The sequence below is a fragment of the Veillonellaceae bacterium genome, from assembly GCA_025992895.1.
Lineage (GTDB): Bacteria > Bacillota > Negativicutes > Veillonellales > Dialisteraceae > Dialister.
The window spans coordinates 1,359,696-1,373,528 of record DAJPGA010000001.1 but is presented as its reverse complement, the minus strand read 5'-3'; the positions used below and the strand labels follow the sequence as shown (position 1 = coordinate 1,373,528).

Sequence of the window (13,833 nt, the reverse complement as noted above, 5' to 3'; positions counted from 1 at the left end):
ATTATTTCAACGTTTTTTATTGACTTTAGAATAATCATGTATTAAAGTTAGTGTAGAAAACAACTCAAGACTGTAATCAAGTACTTGGGAAATACTCAGATTCCCTCTCGAGTTGCTTATAATTCTATTTTAGCCAGAATTTTAGCAAAAGGAGTGATTTTCTAATGAAAAAAGGAGTTAGACGTATGGTGGTTGCCTCTGTAGCTGCACTTTGTGCATTTGGTGCCAGTTTTTCGACAAGTGCCTATGAGTTGAATCCAGAAGTCAAAGACGTTACACCAGCTCTGCGCGAAGCTTCTACCGTAGGTGTTTGGACATCTGAAAACCCAGCAATGAAGAATGCGCCAAACAAAGATGCTATCCTCGTAATGACCTTTGGAACAACATTCAAGGACACACGTGCAAAGACAATTGATGCTGTTGAAAAAGCTATTCAGGAAGCCAATCCCGGAGTACCTGTTTATGAAGCCTATACCTCACATATCATTATCGATCGAGTAAAGGCAAAAGAAGGTGTCCAGAAATTAACACCAGAAGAAGCATTCGCTAAGCTGAAAGCAGACGGTTATACACGTGTTGCTGTTGTTTCTCTGGATGTAATCCCTGGCATGGAATACAGCTATGACTCTATCATTACAAAGATGCAGGCTAACAACTTCAAGAAACTTTCTCTTGCAATGCCTCTTATGTATTTCCAGGGCACCGAAGGTGAACCAGATCAGATCGTAGAATTCTTAAATGCTCTCAAGAGCCAGATTCCGAAGATGGGCCCGCATGAAGCTACTCTGATTATGGCTCATGGCACCCCGCATCCGGGCAATGCTTACTATTCTGTTATTCAGGATCGTCTGCAGCAGCTCGGTATGAATAATGTATTCGTATATTCCGTAGAAGGCCGTCCGAATCTTGAAGATGTCATTCCAAAACTGAAAGCTGGCGGTTATACGACAGTTACTCTGATGCCTATCATGATGGTCGCTGGTGATCATGCAAATAATGATATGGCTGGCAGTGATCCGGATTCTCATAAGAGCATCCTTGAAAAAGATGGATTTACTGTAAAGACTTATATCCATGGACTTGGTGAAAACAAAAATGTTCGCCAGATTTATGTAAACAGAGCTAACGAAGCCCTTTCTGCACTGCAGAAATAATTTTATTTGTGATATGATTAGAAGAACCTCTCCGTCATTTTATGCCGAGGAGGTTCTTTTAACAATCTGATAATAGATATTCAGACTTAAACTTATTCTACTGGCAGACCATTTATTGGATCGCGGAAAGAGGAAAAATGTCTCCAAAAAAAATTTGTACACTTCTCGTATCAGCTGCACTATGCTTTACATTGGCGGGATGTGGAACGTCAGGCACAAATGCCGAAAAAGGTTCTATTCAATACAAATACGAAGAACAGACTATCACAATGAAAGCTCACCCGAAGAGAGTTGTCACACTGACTGCTCCCCTTCTGAATATGGCTTATAGTGTTGGCGGCACATCTGTTGGGCGACCTGTAACAACAAGTCCTATTCCGGCCGAAACAAAATCCCTTCCACTTATTGGTACAGTTCAGCATATCAATATGGAAGCTCTGGTTGGACTAAAGCCTGATTTTGTTATTGGTGAAAAGAGTCATGATGCAAAACTTGAATCGCTGCTTCAAAGCAACAAAATTCCCTATATCCTCATTAATTATGATGGAATCAAGGATAACGTTCCTTTGCTGGAATTTATGGGACAGGTTTATGGCAAGGAAGATGCAGCGAAAAAGATTGTTGCTGATTATAATAACAAAATGTCCGAGATAGAAAAAAAGGCATCTGAAAAGACACCAGCCAGAGTCACCGTATTAAGAGCTACCGGCAAATCAATTACTGCCGAAACTCCTGAATCGATTTGTGCATCTATGGTAGAGTTGCTGAAAATGAACAATGTCGTCGTTTCCCATAAGAATATTAATCTGACTGGGAAAACCGTTCCTTATTCTCTTGAACAGCTGACTGCAGACGACCCGGATGTCATCTTTGTTGTGACGATGGGAAATGCTGACGAAATCAACAAGAAGATGGATGAAGACATGCGTTCAAATCCTGCATGGAATCACTTGAAAGCTGTAGAAAATCATAAAGTCTTTTTCCTCCCCTCGGATCTCTTTCTGTTAAATCCTGGGGTAAGAACTCCTGAAGCCATGGAGAAGCTGTATGATCTGGCCTATAACAGCTAAAGGGCTGCGTCCGGCTTCATAATAAAGAAAGTCCGGAAGTTTCCGCATTTATTAATGCAGAAGCTTCCGGACTTTTCATTTAAACAGAATAATTATCAAAGCAGTCCGTTGACAATAACGCTGGGCCGGCCTTGCCTGATTTCTACATCAGCGTCCACTTGAAATATTTCCCCAATCGTCTGATGAGTCATAATTTCCACAGGGTTTCCATGATATTTGATAATACCATCTTCAAGTACGAGTATGTCCTGCGAATAACGTATTGCCTGGTTAATATCATGAAGAACCATAACCACAGTCAATTTCTCATCCTGATTCAGTTTTTCTATCAGTTCCAGTACTTCAAGCTGGTGGCAGATATCCAGATATGTTGTAGGTTCATCCAGAATTAAAATTTCAGGTTCCTGCGCCAGAGCCATGGCAATCCAGACCCTCTGCCTTTCACCACCGGAAAGATTGGCTGCAATACGATTCTTTAAATGTATTGTATTTGTCTTTTCCATGGCAAGTTCAATGATCTCACGATCATGCGCTGAGACTCCGGTCCACCAATGCTGATAAGGATATCTGCCGCATGCCACTAATTCTTCCGTTGTCATATCCCGGGGGATTTCATGGACTTGCGGGAGGAAGGCAACTTTCTGTGCCATTTCAGATGTAGAGAAACTGGATAACGCTCTGTTCTCAATCTCTATCATGCCCTGGTCTGGCTTCAAGTTGCCAGTTACAACTTTCAATAATGTAGATTTGCCGCAGCCATTTCTTCCCAAAAAGGTAACAATGCTTCCCTTTTTTATCTCACCGCTTGCCCCTTTCAGTACATGATGATTTCCGAATGACACATGCACATCGGATATCTTAATTGCAGTATCTTCACTCATCATGAACTCCTCCTAAGCAGGTACAGGAAAAATGGAGCTCCCAAAAAGGCCATAATAATTCCGGCGGGTATCTCTATCGGAGAGAAGGCAACACGTCCAAGAGTATCACAGAATACTAAGACACCGGCTCCTAAGATTGCCGAGCCTAGAATAACATACTTATAATCAGTCCCGATGATTAATCTGACAATGTGCGGAACCACCAGACCAACAAAGCCAATCAGGCCGGCTACACTGACCGCACCTGCTGCCAGAAGGGCTGCAACCGCAGTCATAGAAAAACGCACACGCTCTACAGGCACTCCAAGTCCTCTGGCTGTTTCATCACCGAGGCTCAGGATTGTCAAAGCTTTGCATCCTGCCAAGGCAAGAACAAGACCTAGTATCGTGTAAGGGAAGAGTGTCTCCACCTGAGGCCAGCTTCTTGCAGATAAACCGCCAACCATCCATAGAAGCGCTCCCTGTACTTTATCAGAATAAAAAACTAATAATGCAGATATTCCACTTCCCAAGAAAGCACTAACCGCAACACCAGCCAATATAATTCGTGTCGGACGGATTCCATTTTTCCAGGCCAGTGCATACACGGCAGCAGCTGAAAGCATCGCTCCGACAAAAGCGACCGGGGTTAAAAGCATAGAGGCCTCTGGCATAAATATCAGCATGATGACACCTGCTAACCCAGCGCCGCTTGAAACACCGACAATACCAGGGTCAGCAAGGGGGTTTTTCATAACAGCCTGTAATATCGCCCCGGAGACAGCTAAATTTGCACCAACAAGAGCTCCGACAATATTCCGAGGAAATCGGATATTCCATATTACCATTTCGTCAGTAGTCTGAACGTTTCCCAAAAGAGTGTGAACAATGGTTGAGAAAGAAATATCTACCGAACCCCATGCAAGGCTTGCTATCATCGCAAATACGGTAAACCCTGTAAAAAAAAGAATGATTAGAATTTTGAGGCTTTTACTTTTGGTAGTTTCAACGCTTTGAATTTCGCTCAAATAATTTTCCTCCTAAAAAGCTATTGGCTCTTAGATACAAAAGTAGGACAAATCATTATATTGAACCACATGATTTAGAAGGCATTAGTACAGTTATATAAAGAAGCACTGATTCTGCAATATGCATCAGTGCTTCTCCAGAATTATTTCTTTTTGCCTTCTACATAAAGCATATTATCGCGTTTTACCAGATTGTACATAAGAGCATTGACGCAGGAAGCTACGATAGAACTTCCGCCTTTTGTGCCTCTTACTGTAATATAGGGACACGGAGCTTTCCTGATTAACTGTTCCTTGGAATCAGCAGCTCCCACAAAGCCAACCGGGATGCCGATAATCAGCGCTGGTTTAATTCCATCTTCCAGTGTCATTCGGATTGCTTCATAAAGTGCCGTCGGAGCATTGCCAACAGCAATAATAGCACCATTCAAATCAGTTCCGAAAGAATTCATTGCAGCCATGGAGCGGGCAATGTTCTTTTCTTTTGCGATTTTAGCGATTTCCGGATCTGAAATGCGGCAGAAAACTTCACTACCCAAAACTTTCAGCGCATTCTTATTAATACCTGCTTTGACCATATTAACATCGCAATAGATATTGCATCCTTTAGCTAAAGCTTTGATCCCCTCTTCTACAGCATTTTCGCTTGTACGAATAAGATGGCCGTAGTCTACATCTCCAGATGCATGAATCATACGGGAATAAACAGTAACCTCTTCCTCGGTTAAATCAATATCAGAGATAAACGGATCAATCAAATCCATACTCTTTTCTTCAATTGCTCTTGGGTTCTTTATAAAATCCATAGTGATCCTCCATATAACTTAACACATCCTGTGCATTGTTAAAAACAGGCACCCCTGTCAGCACAGATTTCGGTTTTTCGATAACAATAACGGCAATGCCTGCACTCATAGCAGCTTCAAGTTTTTTATCACTGCCACCCACCAATCCGCTATTCTTGGTAATCAGAACATCCGCTTTATAATCATGAATCATTGCCATGTTCATTTCGTAGGAGAAAGGCCCCTGCACAGCCAGGATATTTTTAGCTTTCATTCCGAGTTCTTCGCACATTTTGACTACACCGGAAGTAGGAAGTACTCTCGCCCATATTTCTTTGCCTTCAAGGGCTTTGGATTTAATAAATGTGCTGAGTGTCTTGGAACCTGTCGTAAGAAGAATGCTGTTTCCCAAACGTCCGGCCAGTTCGGCTGCCTCATTTTCGTCTTTTACTACATAAAGTTTATCGTAATCCGGCAGAGGAATTTCAGGTCTTTCGTAACGAACATACTGGATACCAGTTTCCTTGCATGCGTTGAAAGCAGTTTCAGAGACAATGGCTGCATAAGGATGGCTGGCATCTATAATCAATTCGATATCTTTATCATGAATAATACGGATCATATCAGGCTTCGTGAAACGTCCAACTTCTATATCGATTCCGGTATGTTCGGCCAGAACTTTACCATACTGGCTTACAACCGTCATAAGGATACCCTTTCGTTCATCTGGTTTCTTTAAATTTTCGCGATCCGCAAGTTCGGCGCCAATCTCTCGTCCGTCCTGAGTTCCGGAAATAATCCAAATCAAAGCTTATACCCCCTTGGAGTAATCATTTTGCCATCAGCTACGTAGGTATTGCTGTTTCCAATAATAACAGTCGACTGCATATCTACATCTTCATTGGGAAGCTTCTCAAGATTCGTAATTGTCCAATTCATTCCCGGACGGCCTGCCTTGCGGACAATACCTACAGGAGTTTCAGGTTTGCGATATTTCATAACAATATCTCTGATCTGATCCAGGTAGGTCGCACGGCCACGGCTCTTAGGATTGTAAAGGGCAATAACAAAATCACCCTGAGCAGCTAAATCAGCTCTCTTTTTAATCTGTTCCCATGGTGTCATAAGATCAGAAAGACTGATAACAGCATAATCGTGCATGAGAGGAGCACCTAAGGCAGCTGCAGAAGTATTCGCAGCAGTAAGGCCTGGAATGACAATGCACTCTGGTCTCTTCTGTGCATCTACTTTCTGAATAAGTTCCAAAACCAGTCCGGCCATACCATAAACGCCCGGATCTCCGGAAGAAACAACTGCAACTTTATTACCTTCAACGGCCAGATCAACAGCTTTCTGGCAGCGGTCTACTTCCTGGCGCATGCCATTGCCAACTACTTCTTTGTCACCGATGAGATCTTTTATAAGAGCAATATAAGTATTGTACCCGACAATGATGTCCGACTGCTCAAGTGCTTCGACAGCTCTTGGTGTCATTTCATCCTTATGCCCGGGACCTATTCCGATAACGTAGATAATCCCATGGCCACTGCCATTGTTACTCCCGCATACTTTGTTTTCGGAAGAATTGTTCGGCCCCTTGCTGATTCCATTAGTGCTGCTGATTGACATACGTTTCCAACTCCTATTGTTTTTTCTACGAATGATGATTTTTCTAACTGATATTCATCTGCGATTATTTTTAATTCTTCTGGTCTATAAAAATGTATAGGTAAATTCATGTGCCCGGCAAAGTCAAGCAGTCCCTTTTCGTCTGATTTTACATCTACACTGGCAAGAGAAACCACCTGATATTCACAAGCTCCTATCTTTTTCAAGCAATCTTGATAGGCATCGTATATATTCTTCTCAGGCGTACCGCGTTTACACCCTATCCCAATGAATAAGTTCTTGGGGCGCAAATAAACATGCGGCTTGGATATATCGAAATTTTGCTCAGATATAACCGCACAGCCTTCATAGTTTGTTTCAGAGAGACTATTTGTACTTGAGCACTTTATTCCAAGCTTTGCTAATTTATCCTGAATAATATCTGCATTCGTTATTTCTGTGCCCAGGAACCATGCAAATTCTTTCCCTTCGGCAATTAAACTATTCACAGGCTTTAATGCCTGCAATGGCTCGACTCTCATCATTAATTCGCGGGAAATATCATCTGGAGCCTTATGTCCGTGAACATCAGTTGCCGTAGTTATGACAGCTTCAGCACCAGTTGCTGCAGCTATTTCTCTTGCCCACTCATTGGCTCCGCCTAAATGACCGGACAATAATGAAATGCAGTGAATTCCACACTCATCCATAACCAGGACTGCAGGGTCACTCGCTTTGCTGACCACATGGGGCGCTATGGCTCTCACTGCAATCCCAGATGCCATGATGAAAATGATGCCATCATAAAGCGCGAATATTTCAGTAATGAGATCCATTGTCCTCTTGAAATAAACAGCTTCCTGGCCGCTTTCTGATCCTGCTCTTTCGTACAGAGTTCCATCACCGGAGATCCCTGCTTTGACTTTTACACCTAATTGGGCACCAGTCCGTGAAACAGAAACAATTGCATATTTCATTAGTCTTCAGTCCCTTTGCGGAACATCGTGGTAAATTTGCTGTCATACAATTTGGAAAGTTCATAGTCCGTGTCGAGAACTTTGCCAACGACAATCATTGCCTGTCTGACAACCCCTGCTTTATGAAGGATATCAGCAATTGTATCAATCGTACCACGGAAAATTCTCTGGTCAGGCCAGCTGGCTCTGGATACGATAGCCACAGGTGTATCTCCCGGGTAGCCGCCTTCTTTAAGAGTACTCATTACTTTATCAATTGCCTGAACAGAAAGGAAAATGCACATTGTTGCCTGATGGGCCGCCAAAGAAGCTAATTTCTCCTTTGGCGGCACTGGTGTTCTTCCTTCCATACGGGTAATAATAACCGTCTGGGAAATGGAAGGCAGTGTATATTCCTGCTTTAAGGCAGCTGCCGTTGCAAGGAAGGAGCTGACTCCGGGAATGACTTCAAACTGCTCTTCTTTGATACCGGCAGCACGAAGACCATCCATCTGCTCCTGGATTGCGCCATAAATAGCCGGATCACCTGTATGGACACGAGCTACTTCGAGTCCCTTAGCCAAAGATTCCAATTCAACTTTCAATACTTCGTCCAGATTCATTTCTGCACTGTTATAAACAGCAGCATCATTTTTCCTGCAGTTCAATACTTCCGGATTAACCAGAGAACCTGCATAGATGATAACATCTGCTTCAGAAATGATTCTTTTTCCCTTAACCGTAATTAATTCCGGATCTCCCGGACCGGCACCGATAAAGTAAAGTTTCCCTAACATAAATCCTCCTCAAATTTTAGTTGCTGTAAATATAAAAACTGGACTCTGCGGATCAAACAGATGATATCTCCCTAACTTGCGCAGACGATTAATCTGCATCTGGAACCCTTCAAACTTAAAGGGGCGGTCTTTGAACTCTCTGACAACTTCACCCGTAGTTTCAGCTGTGACCGCGGTCAGTACAATTCTTCCACTCTTTTTCAACAGGGCTTCCGCATTATCCAATATTTTATGCATGTTTCCGCTGGTTCCGCCTATGATAATTACATCAAGAGCTGGAAGTCCATCCATCGCATCAGGTGCGCTGCCTTCAATCGCGACGATATTTGAGCAGCCGAATTTTTCTGCATTCTGCTTAATTAACTGAATTCCTTCAGGATTCTTTTCAATCGCAAAGACCTTGCCGGACTTTGCGCATAAAGCTGCTTCTATGGTAAGTGAGCCGGTTCCTGCTCCAATATCAGCAACAATATCCTCATTCTGAATAGCAGCTTTAACCATGACCATTGCCCTGATTTCAGCTTTTGTCATAGGTACTTTCCCACGTATAAATTCTGAATCATCAATTCCAAAAGTCGCCATTATCCCACCACCATTACAGATTCTTCAAATCCATCAAGCTTTGCAATTTCAGACAAAGTTGATGTAACAATGTGCTGATTATCATAAGATAGATGTTCGCAGGCAGACGAGGGCGTGTCACCCGGCCAGCCTTTATCCATAAGGTACCTGGCTATAAAAGCAGGATTATGTACCCCATCCGTCAAAAAGGATAATTTTTTACCTTTCGAGAACACCAGCTTGTCATCATCCGGAACACGGCCATGAAAGCTCAGCCATTCACCCCCCTGCCAAGACTGCGCCAAGGCGCAATAGGCAGCCTGCACAGAAGATATTCCAGGAATAACAGTTACCGGGCAATCCGGAAACTGTTTCTTCAGCCAGGGCAGGAGACTATAGTATCCCGGATCACCACTGACCATAACAACTACATCATCCTTGCTAAGGGCATTTTTAATCCACTGCGCAAGAGGCGCGAGTTTACCCGTAACAGCATAAGTTTCCTGATTGGCAGATGCATAATCAGAAAGTGCCCTGTGACCTCCGACGAGGTAATGAGCACGTTTTATTGCAGTCAAAGCTTTGGGAAGAATAAAATCTTTTCCCCCCGGCCCTATACCTGCAACAATCAATGTATGTTCCATCCCTCTTCCTCCAATATATCTTTAGCATGCGAGCTGACTGCCTGAATGGTTCCATCCATCGCGGCGAATATGACACCCACTCTTGATTTCCCAAAAATATAGCGTTCGGATCTTACCTGAGCTCTTTCTGCCATCTGTGAATAAATCATATCAAGATGTTCTCTGTGAATAATAATTGCTGCACCATCCGTTGTATTGCAGTCTAAAATTTCACGTACGACTTCTTTTGATGCCCCGTTTGCAGCTGCATATGCAGCCATCGTTTCCATTCTTCCGTCACTGTTTCGATTATATGTGTGGAAACTGCCTGATGCGACCTTGACCAATTTTCCCATATGACCCACAAGGATCATCTTTTCAAAGCCTCGTGCAATGCACTGCTCCATCATAAATCCAATGAAGTTGCTGGTTTCAACAATAGCACCTTCCGGAATCCCCATTATTTTAGCAGCATTTTCACCAATGCGTCCCGGACAGAGCACAGCCGTCCTGTATCCATCTGCCCAGACAACAGGTATTTGCGGAGCTAAAGATCTCTTATACGCATCTTCACTCATCGGTTTTACAATCCCTGTTGTTCCGAGCACAGAGATTCCACCCTTAATGCCGATGGCAGGGTTTAAAGTCTGCTTTGCCAGTTCTTCCCCTTTCGGGATAGATACAGTAACTATGCATCCCTTATCTTTTCCGATTAATTCTTCGAAAACATAGCGGAGCATGATCTGGGGGCCCGGATTGATTGCAGGCTTTCCTATCTTTACCTGGAGACCAGGTCTTGTTACTATACCGACTCCTTTTCCTGCCTTCAGTTCCATACCCTTGGTGTCAGTCAGTTCAACAGTAACAACAATGGGAGTGCCATTCGTGCAGTCCAGATCATCTCCGGCATCCTTGAGACAAGTAGCCGTGCCGACAGTTCCCTCTGCGGATGCAGATTCAACAGGAATTACTATTTCTTTCCTTTGTGGGGATAATACTGATACTTGCTTCGGAAATTCTCCTCTGATGGCAAGAATCGCGGCCTTCATCGCTCCAGCAGCTGTAGCTCCTGTCGTATGGCCTTCCCTTAACGTTCTACCTATCATTTCCTCTGGCGTCATTATAAATTCCTCGATTATCTATAGTTAACAAACTGCAAATCAGCCGGAAGATCCAGCTTCTTCAAAAAGGCAATGCATGCCTGGAGATCGTCTTTATCCTTCCCGGTTACACGTACTTCATCACCGTTAATTTTAGCAGCGACTTTAATTTTAGAACCTTTGACCTCTTTGACGATTTCTTTCGCAAGCTCTGATGAGATTCCATTTTGGAGTTCAAGTACTTGACGTACAGTTCCCCCGGCAGCAGCTTCCTTTTTCTGTTCCTTTAAATTTTTCAGAGAAATGCCTCTCTTAACAAGTTTGCCATTAATGATTTCCCTGACTAATCTCAACTTGAAATCATCATCACCGATCAAAGTAATATGGCCGTCATCTAAAGTGACTGAGCTTTTGCTCCCCTTGAAATCGTACCTTGTACCTATTTCCTTGGATGCCTGATTGACCGCATTAGCAACTTCCTGCATATCTGTGCGGCAAACAACATCGAATGAATAATCCTTTGCCATAGCAACCTCCTGTCTGTATATTGTGAAAGTTTGTTACGCTTGTAAAGTTTGCCTTATAATAAAAGAAAACCATACCTTTTTATTTTACCATATCCAACGTCATCGGTATTTATATTTTTAGCTAAAATGCAATTAATTTTGGCATACTTCTTTTTTCCATATGCTTCAATTGAAAATAGAGGTTTTAATTAAATTTTAAACCCTTTCTCATGCGTTGGCAACTTTTAATATTTCATCTCATTTGTATAAAATATTTTTCTTATCTATTTTAATATACTAAAATTTATTATCTTTATGACGTTAGATAAAATACAAAATCACATTTCCTGAAGTATTTCCGATATTTTAATCAATAGCAATCCTATTGAGATGACCGAAAAGAAGACTGATTCAATCCTCTTAATAGTTAGATCTTTATTTAAATACCATGGAAATATATTGATTCTTTCAGTATAATAAAGAAGAATGATTACATGACTTTTCCGAAAGCCATGTACTGATAGAATTATTCTTACATTATTTGAAATGGAGGAAAAAATATGCCGCTCGTAGGAACAACTGAAATGTTCAAAAAAGCATATGAAGGACACTATGCAATAGGCGCTTTTAACGTCAACAACATGGAAATCATCCAGGGAATTATGGAAGCCGCTAAAGCGGAGAATTCACCAGTCATTCTTCAGGCTTCTGAAGGAGCACGTAATTATGCTGGCCAGGAATATATTGTCGGCCTTGTAAAAATTGCCCTTCAGGATTATCCTGAGATCCCGACTGCACTTCATCTGGATCATGGTTCTTCCTTTGAAATTTGCAAAGCTTGCATTGATGGCGGATTCTCTTCTGTCATGTATGATGGTTCAAAACATCCATATGAGGAAAATGTTAAAATCACAAAACAAATCGTGGAATATGCTCACGATAAAGGTGTTGTTGTTGAAGCAGAATTAGGAAGACTGGCAGGCGTAGAAGACCTGGTAAGTGTAGATGCCAAAGATGCAATTTTCACTGATCCGGATCAGGCAGCTGAATTCGTTGAACTGACCGGATGTGATTCCCTTGCTATTGCAATCGGTACAAGCCATGGCGCGTATAAATACAAGGGCGACCCCTATCTGGATTATGACCGCCTGGAAAAGGTTGGAAAACTTCTGCCGAATTATCCGATCGTTCTTCACGGTGCATCCACAGTTATTCCAGAATTTGTTGAACAGTGCAATGCTTACGGCGGAAAAGTGCTTGGCGCTAAGGGTGTTCCTGAAGATATGCTGAGAAAAGCTGCTACTATGGCTGTATGCAAAATTAATATCGACACAGACATTCGTCTTGCGATGACAAGTGCCATCAGGAAAGCACTTGCCGAAGACCCGTCTAACTTTGACCCGCGCGGATACCTGAAGCCAGCACGTGAAGCTGTCAAGCAGATGGTCATGCATAAGATTGAAGCTGTCCTCGGTTCCGCAAATACGATTTAATCACTGTTTGCAAATAAAAAAGCGGTATAGTTATCAATGTGATAATTATATCGCCTTTTTTATACTATAATGAAAAATCAGTTATCAATACCAGGATTTTCCCGGATATTGATAACTGATTTTTTAGTCCACAGTTTTGAATCAGTCCTTATTAAGCATTCTTAGCTGCATCGCAGATCTTTGCAAAGCCTGCAGGATCATTGATAGCGAGTTCAGACAGCATCTTGCGGTTTACTTCAATGCCAGCTTTTGTAAGTCCGGCAATCAGTTTGCTGTAGGTCAGGCCGTTAAGACGAGCTGCTGCATTGATACGAACGATCCAAAGCTTACGGAATTCTCTCTTCTTGGATCTGCGGTCTCTTCTTGCGTAGTAGAGAGCCTTCATAACTAGTTCATTTGCTTTTCTGAACTGAGTATGACGTGCACCTCTATAACCCTTAGCCAGTTTCAGAATTTTCTTATGTCTTGCATGTGCGGTAACGCCGCTTTTTACTCTTGCCATTCTCTTAAATCCTCCTTATTAGCCGTTCGGCAGCAGTTTTGCTACACGTTTGTAATCAGACTTAGAAACCAGTGCTGCTTTTCTGAAATTTCTCTTTCTCTTCGGGGACTTCTTTTCGAGAATGTGGCTCTTGAAAGCTTTATTTCTCTTGAACTGACCGGATCCGGTTTCTGTAAAACGTTTTGCCGCAGCGCGACGGGTTTTCATTTTCGGCATTTTATTCTCTCCTTTATTATGCTTTCGGGGCGATAATCATAGTCATATTGCGCCCTTCCATTTTCGGTGGTTTTTCTCGAACAATTGAGTCTCCCAACTCTTTTGCAAAGCGATCGAGAACATCCTGACCTAATTCAGGATGAGTCATTTCTCTACCCCGAAACATAATGGTAACTTTAACCTTATTACCATCCAACAAAAAGCGTTGTGCATTTTTTAATTTGACAAAGAAATCATGGTCTTCGATATTCGGACGAAGCTTAACTTCCTTTATCTGGAAAACTTTCTGTTTCTTTTTTGCTTCCTTATCACGTTTCTGCTGTTCATATCTGTATTTGCCGTAATTCATGATACGGCATACTGGAGGATGCCCGTTTGGAGCAACTTCCACGAGATCAAGGCCTTTTTCTTCAGCCAGACTGATCGCTTCATGAAGCGTCATGATCCCCAACTGTTCGTTTGCATCGCTGACAACACGAACCTCTCTGGCCCGTATTTCTTCATTGATACTGAGTTCCTTACCTATTCTTTTCACCCCCGAAATGAAATCATTTAATAATAAAAGCGGGCAGCA

At 42.4% G+C, this 13,833-nt stretch carries 17 protein-coding genes and 1 other annotated feature (1 of these 18 cut by a window edge); of the genes, 3 read left to right on the top strand and 14 right to left on the bottom strand.

What is annotated here, in order from left to right; genetic code table 11:
* Positions 1-164 precede the first annotated feature (164 nt).
* Together OIM03_05830 and OIM03_05825 are read left to right on the top strand one after the other, a co-directional pair.
* Complete coding sequence (locus tag OIM03_05830; GenBank protein ID HJI73794.1) at positions 165-1,154, top strand: sirohydrochlorin cobaltochelatase; 990 nt, start codon at positions 165-167, stop codon at positions 1,152-1,154.
* Between the two features lie 137 nt (positions 1,155-1,291).
* The gene (locus OIM03_05825) at positions 1,292-2,224 is read left to right on the top strand and encodes an ABC transporter substrate-binding protein (GenBank protein HJI73793.1); all 933 of its coding nucleotides are present in this window, start codon (positions 1,292-1,294) and stop codon (positions 2,222-2,224) included.
* A gap of 95 nt (positions 2,225-2,319) precedes the next feature.
* Here OIM03_05825 and OIM03_05820 read toward each other — a convergent pair whose 3' ends face one another.
* The 11 genes from OIM03_05820 to OIM03_05770 all read right to left on the bottom strand — a co-directional run bounded on the left by OIM03_05820 (position 2,320) and on the right by OIM03_05770 (position 11,069).
* Positions 2,320-3,108, bottom strand: coding sequence for an ABC transporter ATP-binding protein (locus OIM03_05820; protein HJI73792.1), 789 nt, complete (start codon positions 3,106-3,108; stop codon positions 2,320-2,322).
* On the bottom strand, positions 3,105-4,064 hold the full coding sequence (locus OIM03_05815) for an iron ABC transporter permease (GenBank protein HJI73791.1): 960 nt from the start codon (positions 4,062-4,064) through the stop codon (positions 3,105-3,107). The genes OIM03_05820 and OIM03_05815 overlap by 4 nt, the downstream gene beginning before the upstream one ends.
* 191 nt (positions 4,065-4,255) lie before the next feature.
* Positions 4,256-4,918: a precorrin-8X methylmutase gene (locus tag OIM03_05810; protein ID HJI73790.1), complete on the bottom strand. Its 663-nt coding sequence runs from the start codon at positions 4,916-4,918 to the stop codon at positions 4,256-4,258.
* A complete protein-coding gene (cobK, locus tag OIM03_05805; protein ID HJI73789.1) occupies positions 4,887-5,705 on the bottom strand; it encodes a precorrin-6A reductase in 819 nt (272 codons plus the stop codon). Before cobK ends, OIM03_05810 begins: the two co-directional genes overlap by 32 nt.
* Complete coding sequence (gene cobJ / locus OIM03_05800; GenBank protein ID HJI73788.1) at positions 5,702-6,391, bottom strand: precorrin-3B C(17)-methyltransferase; 690 nt, start codon at positions 6,389-6,391, stop codon at positions 5,702-5,704. Before cobJ ends, cobK begins: the two co-directional genes overlap by 4 nt.
* Positions 6,392-6,411: 20 nt before the next feature.
* Complete coding sequence (locus OIM03_05795; protein HJI73787.1) at positions 6,412-7,482, bottom strand: cobalt-precorrin 5A hydrolase; 1,071 nt, start codon at positions 7,480-7,482, stop codon at positions 6,412-6,414.
* Positions 7,482-8,258, bottom strand: a complete 777-nt coding sequence (gene cobM, locus OIM03_05790) for a precorrin-4 C(11)-methyltransferase (protein ID HJI73786.1) — start codon at positions 8,256-8,258, stop codon at positions 7,482-7,484. The genes OIM03_05795 and cobM overlap by 1 nt, the downstream gene beginning before the upstream one ends.
* A 9-nt stretch (positions 8,259-8,267) precedes the next feature.
* Positions 8,268-8,840: a precorrin-6Y C5,15-methyltransferase (decarboxylating) subunit CbiT gene (gene cbiT, locus OIM03_05785; GenBank protein HJI73785.1), complete on the bottom strand. Its 573-nt coding sequence runs from the start codon at positions 8,838-8,840 to the stop codon at positions 8,268-8,270.
* Positions 8,840-9,463 (bottom strand): precorrin-6y C5,15-methyltransferase (decarboxylating) subunit CbiE, encoded by a 624-nt coding sequence (gene cbiE, locus OIM03_05780; protein ID HJI73784.1) that lies wholly within the window; start codon positions 9,461-9,463, stop codon positions 8,840-8,842. The genes cbiT and cbiE overlap by 1 nt, the downstream gene beginning before the upstream one ends.
* Positions 9,448-10,563: a cobalt-precorrin-5B (C(1))-methyltransferase CbiD gene (gene cbiD / locus OIM03_05775; protein HJI73783.1), complete on the bottom strand. Its 1,116-nt coding sequence runs from the start codon at positions 10,561-10,563 to the stop codon at positions 9,448-9,450. Before cbiD ends, cbiE begins: the two co-directional genes overlap by 16 nt.
* Positions 10,564-10,577: 14 nt before the next feature.
* A complete protein-coding gene (locus tag OIM03_05770; GenBank protein ID HJI73782.1) occupies positions 10,578-11,069 on the bottom strand; it encodes a YajQ family cyclic di-GMP-binding protein in 492 nt (163 codons plus the stop codon).
* A 539-nt stretch (positions 11,070-11,608) separates the two neighbouring features.
* On the opposite strand from OIM03_05770, the gene fba reads away from it, so the two are divergent.
* A complete protein-coding gene (gene fba, locus OIM03_05765) occupies positions 11,609-12,541 on the top strand; it encodes a class II fructose-1,6-bisphosphate aldolase (protein HJI73781.1) in 933 nt (310 codons plus the stop codon).
* Positions 12,542-12,692: 151 nt separating this feature from the next.
* On the opposite strand, the gene rplT is transcribed toward fba, so the two are convergent.
* From rplT to infC, 3 genes are read right to left on the bottom strand one after another with little or no spacing between them, the layout of a single operon-like run.
* Positions 12,693-13,043 carry a 50S ribosomal protein L20 gene (rplT, locus tag OIM03_05760; GenBank protein HJI73780.1) on the bottom strand — a complete coding sequence of 117 codons (351 nt, stop codon included), beginning with the start codon at positions 13,041-13,043 and terminating at the stop codon, positions 12,693-12,695.
* Positions 13,044-13,061: 18 nt separating this feature from the next.
* A complete protein-coding gene (rpmI, locus tag OIM03_05755; GenBank protein ID HJI73779.1) occupies positions 13,062-13,259 on the bottom strand; it encodes a 50S ribosomal protein L35 in 198 nt (65 codons plus the stop codon).
* 16 nt (positions 13,260-13,275) lie between these two features.
* The gene (gene infC, locus OIM03_05750; GenBank protein ID HJI73778.1) at positions 13,276-13,794 is read right to left on the bottom strand and encodes a translation initiation factor IF-3; all 519 of its coding nucleotides are present in this window, start codon (positions 13,792-13,794) and stop codon (positions 13,276-13,278) included.
* A 15-nt stretch (positions 13,795-13,809) separates the two neighbouring features.
* Positions 13,810-13,833: a sequence feature (ribosomal protein L20 leader region), on the bottom strand; it runs 86 nt beyond the window's last position.

Excerpts from the sequence above, each read along its gene's own strand:
- OIM03_05820 (HJI73792.1), bottom strand. The coding sequence starts at position 3,108 with ATGATGAGTGAAGATACTGCAATTAAGATATCCGATGTGCATGTGTCA.
- cbiE (HJI73784.1), bottom strand. The coding sequence starts at position 9,463 with ATGGAACATACATTGATTGTTGCAGGTATAGGGCCGGGGGGAAAAGAT.
- rpmI (HJI73779.1), bottom strand. The coding sequence starts at position 13,259 with ATGCCGAAAATGAAAACCCGTCGCGCTGCGGCAAAACGTTTTACAGAA.
- OIM03_05825 (HJI73793.1), top strand. The coding sequence starts at position 1,292 with ATGTCTCCAAAAAAAATTTGTACACTTCTCGTATCAGCTGCACTATGC.
- OIM03_05810 (HJI73790.1), bottom strand. The coding sequence starts at position 4,918 with ATGGATTTTATAAAGAACCCAAGAGCAATTGAAGAAAAGAGTATGGAT.
- cobM (HJI73786.1), bottom strand. The coding sequence starts at position 8,258 with ATGTTAGGGAAACTTTACTTTATCGGTGCCGGTCCGGGAGATCCGGAA.
- OIM03_05830 (HJI73794.1), top strand. The coding sequence starts at position 165 with ATGAAAAAAGGAGTTAGACGTATGGTGGTTGCCTCTGTAGCTGCACTT.
- cbiD (HJI73783.1), bottom strand. The coding sequence starts at position 10,563 with ATGACGCCAGAGGAAATGATAGGTAGAACGTTAAGGGAAGGCCATACG.
- OIM03_05795 (HJI73787.1), bottom strand. The coding sequence starts at position 7,482 with ATGAAATATGCAATTGTTTCTGTTTCACGGACTGGTGCCCAATTAGGT.
- cobJ (HJI73788.1), bottom strand. The coding sequence starts at position 6,391 with ATGACACCAAGAGCTGTCGAAGCACTTGAGCAGTCGGACATCATTGTC.
- OIM03_05770 (HJI73782.1), bottom strand. The coding sequence starts at position 11,069 with ATGGCAAAGGATTATTCATTCGATGTTGTTTGCCGCACAGATATGCAG.
- rplT (HJI73780.1), bottom strand. The coding sequence starts at position 13,043 with ATGGCAAGAGTAAAAAGCGGCGTTACCGCACATGCAAGACATAAGAAA.
- fba (HJI73781.1), top strand. The coding sequence starts at position 11,609 with ATGCCGCTCGTAGGAACAACTGAAATGTTCAAAAAAGCATATGAAGGA.
- cbiT (HJI73785.1), bottom strand. The coding sequence starts at position 8,840 with ATGGCGACTTTTGGAATTGATGATTCAGAATTTATACGTGGGAAAGTA.